The following is a 13,277-nucleotide window of genomic DNA, read 5'->3' as shown; positions in this document are numbered from 1 at the left end:
CCGTGAGGACGAGCATGGCGCCCACCGACAGAGCCCGCCCCTATCCGTTCCACGCGGACGACGCGCCACCGATCCACGAGCAGTACGCCCGCCTGCGCCGCGACGCCCCGATGAGCCTGGTCCAAATGCCGTTCGGGGACGAGGCGTGGCTGGCGACCCGCTACGCCGACGTCAAGTGTGTGCACAGTGACCCCCGGTTCAGCCGCGCCAGTGCGAGCGGGCACGACCAGCCGAGGGCCTTTCCCGTGATGCCCGAGGAGAACATTCTCGGAATGGATCCGCCCGATCACAACCGGTTGCGGCGATTGGTCTCGCGCGTCTTCACCGCACGGAGGGTCCGGCTGATGCGCCCGTTGATCCAGCGTCTCACGGACGACCTGCTGGACCGGATGGCGGCGCAGGGACCCCCGTCGGACCTGGTCGGGGACTTCAGCGTACCGCTGACCATCGGGGTGATCGCTGACCTGTTCGGCGTTCCCGAGGCGGACCGGACGCAGTTCGCGCAGTGGTCCCAGGCGATGACGGCGACCTCCTCGATGCCTCCGGAGGTGGCGCAGGAGCACGTGCGGCAACTCCAGGAGTACGTCGCGGAGCTGTTCAACCAGCGGTTGTCGTCACCCACCGACGACCTCATCGGCGCCCTGATCGAGGGCTACCAGGCGGACTCCCGCGTGGACGAGCACGAGGTGATCACCCTGGCGCGGCTGATGCTGGCCACCGGTCACGGCAGCGTCAGCTACCAGCTGGCGCACTGCTCGTACCTCCTGCTCAGTCACCCTGCGCAGCTCGCGCGGCTGGCGAAGGAACCCGGTCTGATCAATGTCGCCGTCGAGGAACTGCTGCGGTACGCGAAGACCGACGAGGCCGCGGTCTTCGCCCGCTACGCGACGCAGGACGTCCGGGTCGGCGATTTCGTGGTCAAGGCCGGTGAGGCGGTACTGCCGTCGCGCATCTCCGCGAACCACGATGAAACGGTGTTCACCGATCCCGAGGTGCTCGATCTCGCCCGGGCGAGAAATCCACACCTCGCGTTCGGGCACGGGCCGCATCACTGCCCCGGCGCGCATCTGGCCCGAGCGGAGTTGCAGATCGCCATCGGGTCGCTGGTGTCCCGCTTCCCCACGCTGCGTCTGGCGGTCGAGCCGAAGGACCTGACGTGGGAGTCCGGCGGCCTGGCCCGCGAGATCAGCGCCCTTCCGGTCGTCTGGTGACCAGATGGCCATGACAGACGACGCGGTTGCCCGGAGGCTGCCCTCTCTCACCGGCCTGAGATTTGTCGCGACAACACTGGTGTTCGCCTGCCACATAGCGGTGATCACGCAATTCATCGGCGGTTCGCTCGGCGATTTCGTCGCGTCCACGTTCCCACTCGCCGGCCCGTACGGCGTCGGCTTCTTCTTTGTTCTGAGCGGATTCGTGCTGACCTGGACCGCGCGAAAGGCGGACCGCACGACGAGCTTCTGGCGGCGACGCGTCGTCAAGATCTATCCGAGTCACCTGGTGACCTTCGCGCTGGCCGCCGTGCTCACCGTCGTGGCGGGGCGGGCGACCGGCCTCCTGGACTGGGTGACGAATCCTCTGCTGTTGCACGCGTGGGTGCCGAGCCTCAACACCAGCACCTCGTTCAACGGGGTCAGCTGGTCCCTCTCCTGCGAACTCTTCTTCTACCTCGCCTTCCCGCTGCTGCTGCCGCTCCTGGACCGGATCCCGGCCAACCGGCTCTGGTGGACGATGGGTTCGTTGGCCGTCCTGATCACCGGTGCCGCTCTGATCGCGCAGTTCCTGGTGAGCGATCAGCCCCGGCTGACGATCATCGCCGGTGGGTCGCTGTCCTTCGGCCAGATCTGGTTCGTGTACTTCTTCCCGCCGGTGCGGGCGCTCGAATTCCTGGTGGGCATGACGCTCGCCCGGATCGTGCTGGCCGGTCGATGGCCGCGAATCGGCCTGCTACCCGCGGCCGGCATCGCGGTGGCCGGTTACGGGTTCGTCCTGACCGCACCGTACCTGTTCGCCACCGGCGGGCTGGCATCGCTGTGGTTCGTCCCGCTGATCGCCGCGGCGACCACCGCCGACCTCCGGGACCGACCGTCCCCCCTACGGCATCGGGCCATGGTGCGGTTGGGGGATCTCTCGTTCGCCTTCTACCTGGTGCACTGGATGGTGGTCGTTGCCGGTACGCAGGTGATCGGCCCCGAGACCAGTTTCGGGCCGCTCGGCTCGGCAGCGGCGGTCGCCGCGCTCTTCGGCATCGCGCTGGGCCTGGCCTGGGCGCTGCATCACGGGGTGGAGATGCCGATCATGCGACGGTTCGGGCGCCATGGGCCGGCAGCCCGGTCCGACCGGCCGGAGCCACCCCCCGACCCGGTCGACCGTCCGGTGTCGGCCGGTCGTCGGTCCCGACGTGCGGTCCGCAGCGGAACACTGCGCCACTAGTCACTCGTGGGTGGCACCGGCCGGGGGGGCGCGGTCAGGTCGGTGTCGACGGCGATCCGGCGTACCCCTCCGGGCGCCCGGCCCCCACATCTGCTCAGGCGTGGGCTGTCACACCGGGCGCGGGCAGGCGCACTGCCCGCGCCCCCGATGTTGCGGTCCGACCATGCACCAGGGGGTGCGCGGCCGACTATCCGCCCCGCATCGTCGACACACCGTGTCGTCCCAGGACCATCCGGAACAGCTCGTCGATCCGCTGTCGTCCAGCTTGCGCCACGTCCGACTCGCCGAGCTTGTCGATCGCCAGCGCCAGGTGTCGCGCGGACAGCTCCTCCGCCTGCCGGCGGCCACCGGCACGCTCGACGAGGTCCGCCTGGGCCTGCAGGTGATCGGCCGTGGGCTGCCCGGCCCGCTCGTCGACGAGTCCGGCCAGTTCGACGGCCGCCGCGTTGCCCGCCCGCAGCGCGAGGATGACCGGAATGGTCTTCTTGGATCTGATGAGATCGCTGCGGGCAGGCTTCCCGGTCGCAGCCGGGTCGCCCCAGATGTCCTCGACATCGTTGGCCATCTGCCACGAGAGCCCGAGGTGACGACCGGCCTGACGCAGAGCGTCCACCGTCGCCGGCGCGGCCCCGCCGAGGACCGCGCCGATCGCCGCCGAGGCCTCAAGTAGCGCCGTCGTCTTGGCACACGCCCGCAGATAGTGGTCAGCTTCCACCTCGGAGGCGGACACCCGCTCCAGTGCGAGGTCGGCGGCCTGACCGTCGATCATCTGGTACAGCCCCGCCAGCAGGAGGTCGGCGGAGTGCCTGCCCCGTGAGCTGCCTGTCGAACGCAGCATCTCGAAGGCGGTGGCGATCAGCGCGTCACCGGCGAGGGTGGCCATGCCTGTCCCGAAGACGACCCACGCCGCCGGCCGTCCCCGCCGGAGCGCGTCGGCATCCATGATGTCGTCGTGCAGCAGCGAGAAGTTGTGGATCATCTCCACCGCGACAGCGCCCGGAACTCCGTCGCTCGGCTCGGCGCCGACGGCGCTCGTCGACAGGAGGGTCAGCGTGGCCCGCAGCAGCTTCCCGGCGCCGTCACTGATCGCCGTGCCATCCGCTGCGGACCAACCGAAGTGGTAGCTCGCCAACCGGCCGAGGTCGGGATGCAACCTGCCGACGGCTTCCCGCAGGGCGACGTCGACCAGATCACTGGCCACGCCGAGGCGGGGATCCGTACCGACCCGGTGATTTTGCCGAGTCAGGCTCATGCCCACTCCCGGGTCAGCTGCCGCTGGGACCGAGGACCCGCTCGGCCGCGATGACCAGGTAGTTCAGCGAGTTCTTCCGGTAGCCGGAGAGGAAGGGCACCTCCACACCCGTCTTCAGGGCGCTGTACTCCCGCAGCTCCCAGTAGGGAATCGCCTCGGTCGTGAGGTCCAGGACGCGGGACGGCACCAGGCCGTTGTCGGACAACGCCTTCAGGTAGGCGCTGCGCTTGTGGATGTGGCACACGTAGTGCTCGTCGATGGCGGCGACGTCGTCCGAGTGCTCGGCCACGGCGTCGTTCTGGCACCAGGTCACCAGGACGTAGCGGCCACCGGGGCGCAGCAGCCGGGAGAACTCCGCGAACGTCTCGTCGAGGTCCACGTACATCGTGGTCTCGTTGCTGACGATGGCATCGAACGTACCGTCCGCGAAGGGCGTCTTCGCCATGTTGGCGTAGTGGAAGTTGACCTTGTCAGCGCACTTCCGCTGCTCGGCCAACCGCTCGGCGAACTCGATGTGGTGGGTGCAGAAGTTCACCCCGTCCACCTGGCATCCGTACCGCTCGTGCACCATGAAGCTGGTCCCGCCGCGACCCGATCCAGCGTCCATCACCCGCGCATCCGGTGCCAGCCCTTCGAGCGCGTCCAGAATCAGGCCGACCTGCTCGTTCTCCATCCGGTGCATCTCGCGCAGGATGAGCCGTTCGCGATCCTCCGGCGGCGCCTGCAGCAGGTTGCGGTTGAATTCACCGACCGCGTAGTGGTGGTGGTACAGGCCGTCCATCGCACCCAGCAGGAGGTTGATGGGGTCGCTCTGCTTCTCCTCCCAGTGATCGTTTAGGTCCTGCTCGTAGTCATTGCGTACGACCTCGTTCTTCGCACCGACGTCGATGGACATGTCAGTCTCCTCGTTCCTGAACGGTTCGTCCGCGTGGTTCAGATGCGGATGAGGGTCTTGAGGGCTCGGCGATCGTTCATCGCCGCGTAACCGTCGGGCACACCGGCGAGCCCGACGGTGAGATCGAAGATCGGGGCCGGGTCCAGTGCACCGGACAGGACGTGGGGCAGCAGCTGCGGAATGTAGGTGCGGGCCGGAGTGATCCCCCCGGCCAACGTGAGGTTGCGGTCGAACATCGCCCGCAGGTCCACGCCCTCCTGGCTGCCGTGCGGCACACCGACGAAGCCGATACGACCACCCGGGGCGGCGACCGCCATCGCGGCGGCCATGGCATCGGCGGTACCAACGGCCTCGACGACGCTCATGAAGCCGCGGCCGTCGGACAACTCCCTGGCGTGCTCGGCGACAGACGTGGCCTCGGCGAGGATCACGAAGTCCGCCCCGAACCGGCGGGCCAGCCTGGCGCGCGCCCGGTGGTGACCGAAGACGGTGATCCTGTCGGCTCCCAGCCGCCGCGCGGCCAGTACCGCGCACAGGCCCACCGCACCGTCACCGACGATGGCCACGTCAGAGCCGGCCTGCACGCCGGCGCTGACCGCGCCGTGGTGCCCGGTGCACATGACGTCGGACAGCGACAGGACCGCGGGCATCTGGTCCTCGTCCATCGCCGACGGCAGCGCGACCAGCGTAGCGTCCGCGTACGGCACGGCCACCGCCTCACCCTGGCCCCCGTCGGCCCCGGGGTCGCCCCAGAAGCCCTTACGGGGGCAGGACGTGGGCAGACCCTCACGGCACCGGGCGCACGTGCCGTCGGACCAGACGAAAGGGGCGAGGACGCGGTCGCCGCGGCGCAGGGTCCGCACCTCGGACCCGACGTCCTCGACCACCCCGGCGAACTCGTGGCCGATGCGCTGGCCCGGCAGGCGCGGAACCTGCCCGCGGTACGCCCAGAGGTCGCTTCCGCAGACACAGGCATGGGAGACCCGGACCAGGGCGTCGGTGGCGGACCGGATCGCCGCGTCGGGTACGTGCTCGACCCGGATGTCCCCCGGCCCGTGGATCGTCACCGCGCGCATCAGCCCACCTCGGCAGCGGCGGCGGCGTCGAGGATGCCCGGAAGCGCGGACACGAAGGACCGTGCCTCGTCAGCGCTGAGGATCAGCGGTGGGGACAACCGCACGACGTCCGGCTGCACGGCGTTGACGAGGAACCCCGCCTCCAGCGCCGCGACCTCCACCCGCGCTCCGTGCGGCCCGTCGAGCAGGACCGCCAGCCAGAGACCACGACCACGGACACCGCGCAGCAACGGGTGGTCGATGCCGGCGATGCCGTCATGCAGTGCGGCGCCGACGCTCTTGGCGTTCGACAGGAGGTCGTCCTGCTCGATGACGTCGAGCACGGCCAGCGCGGCGGCGCAGGCCACCGGGTTCGCGCCGAAGGTGGAGCCGTGATCGCCCTTGGCGAAGACCGAACCGAACCCGCCGAACCCCACACAGGCGGCGATGGGCAGCCCGCCGCCGAGACCCTTGGCCAGGGTCACCACGTCGGGACGCACGCCGACGGCGAGGTGGTGAAACCACTCCCCGGTCCGACCGATCCCGCTCTGCACCTCGTCGAAGACCAGTACGGCCCCCGTCTCGTCGCAGCGGGAACGGGCAGCCCGCAGGTAGTCCGCGGCACCCTCGACGACACCCGCCTCGCCCTGGATCGGTTCGAGGAACAGTGCCGCGCAGTCGGGGGTGACGGCCTCGGTGAGCGCCTCGGTGTCGCCGTACGGCACGAACCGCACGTCGATACCGAACGGGGCGAACGCCTCGCGGATCGCCGGCTTGCCGGCCAGGGCGAGCGAGCCCATCGACCGACCGTGGAAGCTCTGCCACGCGGACACCACGTAGGACCGCTTCCTACCCGCGTACCGGCGGACCAGCTTCAGGGCCGCCTCGTTGGCCTCGGTGCCCGAGTTCGCGAAGAACACCCGCCCGGAGCCGCCGAGCAGGTGGAGCAGTCGCTCCGCGAGCAGGACCTCCGGCTCGTGCAGGTAGAGGTTCGAGATGTGGGCGAGCCGCCCGACCTGCCGACGCACCGCCTCCACCAGTGCGGGATGGGCGTGCCCGAGCGCCGAGACTGCGATGCCGGCGATCAGGTCCAGGTACTCGCGGCCGTCCACGTCCCACACCCGGCTCCCACTCCCGTGTGAGATCGCCACGGGCGGAGTTCCATAGTTCGGCATCAGAACCGCTTCGAATCGACGTCGAAGTTCCGATCCGATGGGCAATGCGTCAGAAGCCATCAGAGAAAGACCCTCTTCCCGATCAGACGACACCCGCACGTGCACCCGCGCGATGACCGTCTCCGCTTGACCGGGGGCGACCATTCGTCGCGTCCCAGCGGCAACAGCAGTCATATGAGCACATCGAATTAAGGGCCGCAACCCTTCTCAACGAATTGCCGTTCAACGATGCGCCGACGTCGTCGGAACACTCCTTCTTTGTGACACCGGCGTCCACATTAGCGGCACACGGCGGGGCCTCACGCCGGTACCGTCGCCCGCCGCCGACCGTTGATCAGCCAGATGACGAGTGCGGCGCAGGGCACAGTCACCATGGCGTAGACAACGCCCGGTATGGCGATTTCCGGATTGCCGAGCATGCCGGGGTCCAGCGCAATGGTGACGGCGAGCGCGCTGTTGTGTACACCGACGTCCATGCCCACCGCCACGGCCCGCGGTCCCTCGACCCCGAACAGGCGGGGCACGGTGTAGCCCAGGACCAGACTGAGCACACAGAACAGCGTGGCGGCCAGTCCGACCCGGCCGAACTGGGCCATGAGCTGGTCCCGCTCGCGGAGCACCGTGGTCACGGCGATGAGCACGAGGAACACCACCGAGACCACCCGGATCACCGGGTCGAGCCGCCGTGCGACGTCGGCGCTGCGGGCGCGTACGGCCAGGCCCGCAACCACCGGCAGCAGGATGACCAGCAGCAACCGGGTGACCTCGGCGGCACCGAGGCCGGCGCGGCCCACCTCGGCGGGCTGGAAGTACGCCAACGCGAGATTCACGATCATCGGCAGAGTCACCACGGACAACACGGTGTTCACCGCGGTCATGGTGATGTTGACAGCGACGTCGCCCCGGGCCAGGTGGCTGAACAGGCTCGCGGTCGTCCCCCCCGGCGAGGCGGCGATCAGCAACATGCCGACGGCCAGTTCGGGTGGCAGGTCGAGAACGACGACCAGCCCGAAGCACAGCACCGGCATGACGAGCAGTTGACAGACGAGCCCACAGACGAGCGCCCTGGGGTGGCGCAACGCAGAAGTGAAGTCGCCCAGGGTCAGCGTGGTGCCGAGCCCGAACATCAGGACGGCGATGACAAGCGGCAGCAAAACCCCGGCCAGCGGCGGCAGAGTCACGGTTCCCCTCCGGTGGTTATCTCAGATCGGATCACCGGAGACTGACGCATGTCCATGCTGTTGGAAAGCCCTACGATCGACACCCACGGCGTCAACATTCGTAGCGCCAATGATGACATCGGCAACCTTGCCGGCCCCGAATAATCGCCGGTAGGGTCGTGAGGGTCGAGGATCCGGACACCCCATTCACGGTGACATCCTCATTCATTCCGCGCGCCGGGAAAGCGCGACGCGGGCCGGAAGATGAATTGGAAGGAACCCGCTGACGATATGGTGACCATCGAGGTCGGAATTGGCCGGGGATCCCACGCGCTGTACTCCGAGATGCGCCGCTGCGTCGACGAGGCACTGACTGTCTTCTTCGCCGACAAGGCCCGGCTCGCCGCGGGGTCCGGAATGGTCGACGTGGTGGACGCGCTGCGCGATTACGTCTTGGTCGGCGGCAAGCGCCTGCGACCGCTGCTCTGTCTCTGCGGGTGGCAGGCGGCGGGCGGCAGGCCGCAGCACCCGGCCGCGGTGGCCGTCGCCGCCTCCCTCGAACTCTTCCACGCCTTCGCGCTCATCCACGACGACATCGTCGACAACGCGGCGGTACGTCGCGGGCATCCCTGCCTGCACGTCACGCTCGTCGGGCACGGTCGGAGCGACGACCCGGCCCGCAACGTACGGTTCGGCGTGGACAGCGCCATGCTGCTCGGCGACCTGGCCATGGTCTGGTCGGACGAGATGCTCCACTCCAGCGGCGTCACCCCGGTCCAGATGCGGGCGGTGCGTCCCATCCTCGACCAGATGCGGACCGAACTGATGTTCGGTCAGTACCACGACCTGTTGAGCAGCCACAGACCACCCGACGTCACGACCGCCCTCAGGGTGGCCAGCTACAAGAGCGGCCGGTACACCGTGCAGCGGCCGCTGCAGATCGGAGCGGCGTTGGCCGGCGCCGACGAGTCGCTACTGGCCGCGTGTACGGCGTTCGCGCTGCCCATCGGCGAGGCGTTCCAGTTGCGCGATGACCTGCTCGGCATCTTCGGGGACGCGAAGAGCACCGGAAAGTCCACCCTGGACGACATTCGTGAAGGCAAGGGCACCGTGTTGCTGGCGATCGCCCTGGAGGAGGCCGACCACGGGCAGCGGTCCGACCTGGCGGATCTGGTCGGCAATCCGAACCTCGACGAGGCCGGCGCGGAGACCGCCCGCCGCATCCTGCTCGCCACCGGTGCGCCGGCGAAGGTCGAGCGCATGATCGAGGAGCGGCTCCGTCAGGGTCTGGCCGTGCTCGAAGGCGCCGACTTCCATCCGGAGGCGAAGGCCGCGTTGCGCGATCTGGCCCGGGCGGCGGCGGTGAGGTCGGCATGAGGATCACGCCGTACGCCACGACGACGACCTCGGCGGACGCGCTGCTCCGCGAGGCGGCCGCCGACGACTGGGCCCTGATCAGCCCATCGGTGTACGAGTGCGGCCGGATCGTCTCGGACGCGCCGTGGCTGGACGGGCACTCGGCCCGGTTGCGGTTCCTGCTCGACGAGCAGGCCGTAGACGGTGGCTGGGGAGTGCCGGGTTTCCGGCTGGTGACCAGCCTGAGCGCCACCGAGGCACTGCTCACGGCCCACCGTCGCGGCCTCCCCGTGGACAGGGAGTTGCCCGCCGACGCACTGGCGGCGGGTGCCGGCGCGGGCGTCCAGGCCCTGCGGACGTTGCTCGACCACGACGAGACCCCGTTGCCGGACCTGGTCGCCATCGAGGTGCTGGTGCCCCGGCTGATCGACCTGGTCAACGACCATCTGCGTCAACTCGGCCACGCCACCGATCCGGCCCTGGCCGAGCTGGTGCGCGGCGGCCCGCTCCGGACGCCCGCCGCGACCGCACCTGAGCTGCTCGTCCAGATCCGGGGTGCGACGGCTTCGGCCCACCCGGTCCCGCCGAAACTCTGGCACAGCTGGGAGATCATCGGGTCGGACCTGTCGGAGGATCCCGCGGTAACTCCGGTGTCCGGCAGCGTCGGTTGTTCCCCCGCGGCCACCGCGGCCTGGTTGCGTACGCGTCCCGAGCCGTCCCACCCCTCCCTGCGCTACCTGAACGCGGTGCAGTCCCGCTCGAACGGCCTCTTTCCGGTCGGCGCGCCGATGCCGCACTTCGAACGCTCCTGGATCATCAACCTGTTTCACGTGCACGGCGTCCCGTGCCACGTGCCGGAGTCTGTGCTGAGCTCACTCGAATCGGCGCTGGGGGACGACGGCATCGCGGCCGGAGACGGTCTCCCGGTGGACGCGGACGACACGGCGTCGGTGCTCTGGGCGCTCGACGTGCACGGCCGGATCCACGACCTGGCCCCCCTGCTGCACTACTACGACGGCACACGGTTCTTCACCTACCCGGAGGAGCGCACCCCATCGCCGACCGCGAACGCGCATGCCCTGGAGGCGTTGGGGCAGCGCATCGGACGTCGGGGCGGTGACGCGGGCCGGTACGAGGCTCCGGCCCGGGCCGCCCGGGACTGGTTGATCAGCGCGCAGTCGGGCGACGGCAGTTGGACCGACAAGTGGCACGGCTCCCCCTTCTACGCCACCGCCACCTGCGTCAATGCCCTGGCCACCTACGGAGGCCCGCAGGCCCGCCCGGCCATCGAACGGGCCGTCGAGTGGATCCTCGACACGCGGCAGGGCGACCGGTGGGGGCACGGTCGCGGAACCGAGGAGGAGACCGCGTACGCGGCCTGGATCCTGGGCCTGAGCAACTCCGCCGCGAACCGCGCGGACATCCGGTCGGGTCTGGCGGCGGCACGCGAAACGCTCGTCGGTGCCGAGGTGACCGAGCGGACGCCGGCGCTCTGGATCGGCAAGGACGTCTACACCCCGGTACGGATCGTCCGGGCGACCTGCCTCGCCGTGCTGCACAGTCTGAATAGGGATGACCATGGAAACTGAGACCCTGCTGCTGCCGTGCCCGTTTCCCGACCGGTCGCATCCCGGCGCGGCCGCCGCCGCCGACCACGTCCGGCGGGTCGCCGCTGAGATCGAGCTGACGGGCCCGTCCAGTGCCAAGGTGCTACACGGGATCGCCCTCGGCGAGGCCGCGGCACTCACGTATCCGGACACGGACCAGGAGCGGCTACAGGTCGCCACGCTCTGGATCGCCTTTCTGGTCCTGTTCGACGACGCGTGGAGCGATCTCGTCCAGATCGACGGGGACTGGCGCCAACGGGTGCTGGCTGAGCACGCCGTCATCCTCGAGGTGTTGGGTGGGCGGCCGGCCGGGCCCGCGGACGGAGCCCTGGTACGGCTGCTCGGACGGATCCTGGACGAGATCGGGCACCTCGACCCGGACTTTGACACGTCCCGGCTGCGGGGGGAGATCCGCAACTATCTCGCCGCGACGCTGTGGGAAGTGGATCTCCGCAGCCGGGGCCGGATACCCGATCTTTCCTCCTACCTGTTCATGCGCCGGGTGTTCAGCACCATGACGGTGCAGGTCGAACTGGACTACTTCGTCGACCGGCTCCACCTGCCCGAGTCCGTCCGACAGCACCCGTGCCTGCGGTTGGTGGACGCCTCCGTCGCCGACTACGGGTGCATAGCAAACGACCTCTATTCGCTCGATGCGGAGCGACGGGCCGGAGTCACCTCGAACATCGTGATCATCCTGGAGCACGAGTACGGCTGGACCGAGGAGCGGGCCACGGCACACGCCAGACGCATGGCCGAGCACGCGCTGCTCACCTTTCAGGAGGTCAGCGAGGACCCCGACCGCTTCGGGCTGCCAAACAGCGAGGCCGTACGGCGCTACCTCCACCACTACGAGTCGTTCATGTCGGCCGCAGTCCGCTGGCCGGCGCGATCGGCGCGTTACCGCAGCCAGAGCTGACCGGGCCACCCGTCGGTGGTCATCGCGAAAGGTAGGTTCTCCGTGTCCGCCACCATGCACGAGTCGCGACAATCGCCCCGGCCACCCCGCCTCCCGGCAGGACTGCCCCTCATCGGTCACGGCCTCCAGCTGCTCCGGCGGCGGCTGGAATTCCTGCAGGAGGCTCGCCGTTACGGTCCTGTCGTACGCGTCGGGCTCGGTCCCTCCACCGCCTATCTGGTCAACGACCACACCCTGCTGCACCAGATGCTGGTGAAGGACGCCGCGCTGTTCCCCCGTGGCATCCACTTCCGCAAGGCACGGGCGGTAGCCGGCGACGGGATCATCACCGCCGAGGGTCCCCCGCACCGCCGACAGCGCCGCCTGGTGCTACCGGCCTTCAACCGGAAGCGGGTGCACGGTTACAGCGACGTGATGCGCCAGATCGCCACGGAACGGATCTCGTCATGGCCGGAGGACGAGCCGATCGAACTCAAGCCGGAGTTCGTCTCGTTGGCCACGACGATCGGGACCCGGACCCTCTTCTCGACCGAACTGGGCGCTGCCGCGGTCTCCGTCATCGAACGGGCGCTGCCGGTGCTGACGCGCGGCGTCAGTCTGCGCGCCATGGATCCCACCGGGCTGGTGGAACACCTGCCGCTGCCGGCGAACCGTCGCTTCGATGCCACCATGCGGGAGCTGCACCAGGTGATCGACGGGATCATCGCCTCCTACCGGAGGACGGAGCAGCAGGGCGACGACCTGCTCTCGTTGCTGATGGTGGCGACCGACGAGGGATCGGGTCAGGGGATGACCGACCTTCAGTTGCGTGACGAGGTGATCAGCATCCTGCTCTCCTCCGCCGAGACGACAGCGCTGACCATGAGTTGGGCGTGTCACGAGCTGGGCCAACATCCCGAGGTGTTCCGCGCGCTGCGGGCCGAGGTCGACCGGGTCCTGCCCGACGGCGAAGCTCCCCGGCACGAGCAGCTGGTCGATCTTGAGCTGACCCGCCGGGTGGTGAAGGAGACACTGCGGCTGTATCCCCCGACGTACTTCCTCTCCCGCAGTGCCACGGCGGACGTCCGTCTCGGCGACCACCTGATCCCCCGCGGCAGCACGGTATTGTACTCCTTCTACTCGCAACACCGTGACCCGACGCTGTTCCGTGACCCGAACAGCTTCGATCCGGACCGGTGGCTTCCCGAGCGCGCCGCGGACGTCACCGTGGAGGCGTACATGCCCTTCGGTGAGGGTGCGCACCGGTGCGTGGGTGAGGGATTCGCCTGGGCCGAGGCCATGACCTCGCTCGCCATCATCGCGGCCCAGCGCGACCTGCGGCCGGTGAACGGTGCTGCGGTGCGACCGACCGGAACGGTCACGCTGATGCCCCGCGGCCTGTCGATGGTGCTGCCGAGGCGGGCGGGATGAGCGTGGACCACAGGG

Annotated in this window: 11 protein-coding genes; 6 read left to right on the top strand and 5 right to left on the bottom strand. The window is 69.3% G+C overall.

Annotated features, from left to right (window positions below):
- Nucleotides 1-14: 14 nt before the first annotated feature.
- Nucleotides 15-1,211, top strand: a complete 1,197-nt coding sequence (locus ACN260_RS30450) for a cytochrome P450 (protein ID WP_422754166.1) — start codon at nucleotides 15-17, stop codon at nucleotides 1,209-1,211.
- Nucleotides 1,212-1,215: 4 nt separating this feature from the next.
- A complete protein-coding gene (locus tag ACN260_RS30445) occupies nucleotides 1,216-2,433 on the top strand; it encodes an acyltransferase family protein (RefSeq protein WP_422754165.1) in 1,218 nt (405 codons plus the stop codon).
- Nucleotides 2,434-2,620: 187 nt separating this feature from the next.
- Here ACN260_RS30445 and ACN260_RS30440 read toward each other — a convergent pair whose 3' ends face one another.
- The 5 genes from ACN260_RS30440 to ACN260_RS30420 all read right to left on the bottom strand — a co-directional run bounded on the left by ACN260_RS30440 (nucleotide 2,621) and on the right by ACN260_RS30420 (nucleotide 7,991).
- Entirely contained in the window at nucleotides 2,621-3,685 is a 1,065-nt protein-coding gene (locus ACN260_RS30440; protein WP_422754164.1) for a polyprenyl synthetase family protein, read from the bottom strand.
- Between the two features lie 13 nt (nucleotides 3,686-3,698).
- The gene (locus ACN260_RS30435) at nucleotides 3,699-4,580 is read right to left on the bottom strand and encodes a methyltransferase domain-containing protein (RefSeq protein WP_422754163.1); all 882 of its coding nucleotides are present in this window, start codon (nucleotides 4,578-4,580) and stop codon (nucleotides 3,699-3,701) included.
- Between the two features lie 38 nt (nucleotides 4,581-4,618).
- On the bottom strand, nucleotides 4,619-5,656 hold the full coding sequence (locus ACN260_RS30430) for a zinc-binding dehydrogenase (protein ID WP_422754162.1): 1,038 nt from the start codon (nucleotides 5,654-5,656) through the stop codon (nucleotides 4,619-4,621).
- The gene (locus ACN260_RS30425; protein ID WP_422754161.1) at nucleotides 5,656-6,870 is read right to left on the bottom strand and encodes an acetylornithine transaminase; all 1,215 of its coding nucleotides are present in this window, start codon (nucleotides 6,868-6,870) and stop codon (nucleotides 5,656-5,658) included. Before ACN260_RS30425 ends, ACN260_RS30430 begins: the two co-directional genes overlap by 1 nt.
- A 239-nt stretch (nucleotides 6,871-7,109) precedes the next feature.
- Nucleotides 7,110-7,991, bottom strand: coding sequence for a bile acid:sodium symporter family protein (locus tag ACN260_RS30420; RefSeq protein ID WP_422754160.1), 882 nt, complete (start codon nucleotides 7,989-7,991; stop codon nucleotides 7,110-7,112).
- A gap of 273 nt (nucleotides 7,992-8,264) precedes the next feature.
- On the opposite strand from ACN260_RS30420, the gene ACN260_RS30415 reads away from it, so the two are divergent.
- The 4 genes from ACN260_RS30415 to ACN260_RS30400 are packed head-to-tail and all read left to right on the top strand — an operon-like array spanning nucleotide 8,265 to nucleotide 13,262.
- Nucleotides 8,265-9,347, top strand: coding sequence for a polyprenyl synthetase family protein (locus tag ACN260_RS30415; protein ID WP_422754159.1), 1,083 nt, complete (start codon nucleotides 8,265-8,267; stop codon nucleotides 9,345-9,347).
- Nucleotides 9,344-10,915 carry a prenyltransferase gene (locus ACN260_RS30410; RefSeq protein WP_422754158.1) on the top strand — a complete coding sequence of 524 codons (1,572 nt, stop codon included), beginning with the start codon at nucleotides 9,344-9,346 and terminating at the stop codon, nucleotides 10,913-10,915. Before ACN260_RS30415 ends, ACN260_RS30410 begins: the two co-directional genes overlap by 4 nt.
- Nucleotides 10,905-11,852, top strand: a complete 948-nt coding sequence (locus tag ACN260_RS30405; RefSeq protein ID WP_422754157.1) for a terpene synthase family protein — start codon at nucleotides 10,905-10,907, stop codon at nucleotides 11,850-11,852. The genes ACN260_RS30410 and ACN260_RS30405 overlap by 11 nt, the downstream gene beginning before the upstream one ends.
- Before the next feature lie 42 nt (nucleotides 11,853-11,894).
- Nucleotides 11,895-13,262 carry a cytochrome P450 gene (locus tag ACN260_RS30400; protein ID WP_422754156.1) on the top strand — a complete coding sequence of 456 codons (1,368 nt, stop codon included), beginning with the start codon at nucleotides 11,895-11,897 and terminating at the stop codon, nucleotides 13,260-13,262.
- Nucleotides 13,263-13,277 lie beyond the last annotated feature (15 nt).

The organism is Micromonospora sp. WMMD708, assembly GCF_049315245.1.
Taxonomy (GTDB): Bacteria; Actinomycetota; Actinomycetes; order Mycobacteriales; family Micromonosporaceae; genus Micromonospora; species Micromonospora wenchangensis.
The sequence above is the reverse complement of the archived record's forward strand: the minus strand, read 5'-3'. Positions and strand labels throughout refer to the sequence as shown.

Excerpts from the sequence above, each read along its gene's own strand:
- ACN260_RS30450 (WP_422754166.1), top strand. The coding sequence starts at position 15 with ATGGCGCCCACCGACAGAGCCCGCCCCTATCCGTTCCACGCGGACGAC.
- ACN260_RS30445 (WP_422754165.1), top strand. The coding sequence starts at position 1,216 with ATGGCCATGACAGACGACGCGGTTGCCCGGAGGCTGCCCTCTCTCACC.
- ACN260_RS30440 (WP_422754164.1), bottom strand. The coding sequence starts at position 3,685 with ATGAGCCTGACTCGGCAAAATCACCGGGTCGGTACGGATCCCCGCCTC.
- ACN260_RS30435 (WP_422754163.1), bottom strand. The coding sequence starts at position 4,580 with ATGTCCATCGACGTCGGTGCGAAGAACGAGGTCGTACGCAATGACTAC.
- ACN260_RS30430 (WP_422754162.1), bottom strand. The coding sequence starts at position 5,656 with ATGCGCGCGGTGACGATCCACGGGCCGGGGGACATCCGGGTCGAGCAC.
- ACN260_RS30425 (WP_422754161.1), bottom strand. The coding sequence starts at position 6,870 with ATGGCTTCTGACGCATTGCCCATCGGATCGGAACTTCGACGTCGATTC.
- ACN260_RS30410 (WP_422754158.1), top strand. The coding sequence starts at position 9,344 with ATGAGGATCACGCCGTACGCCACGACGACGACCTCGGCGGACGCGCTG.
- ACN260_RS30405 (WP_422754157.1), top strand. The coding sequence starts at position 10,905 with ATGGAAACTGAGACCCTGCTGCTGCCGTGCCCGTTTCCCGACCGGTCG.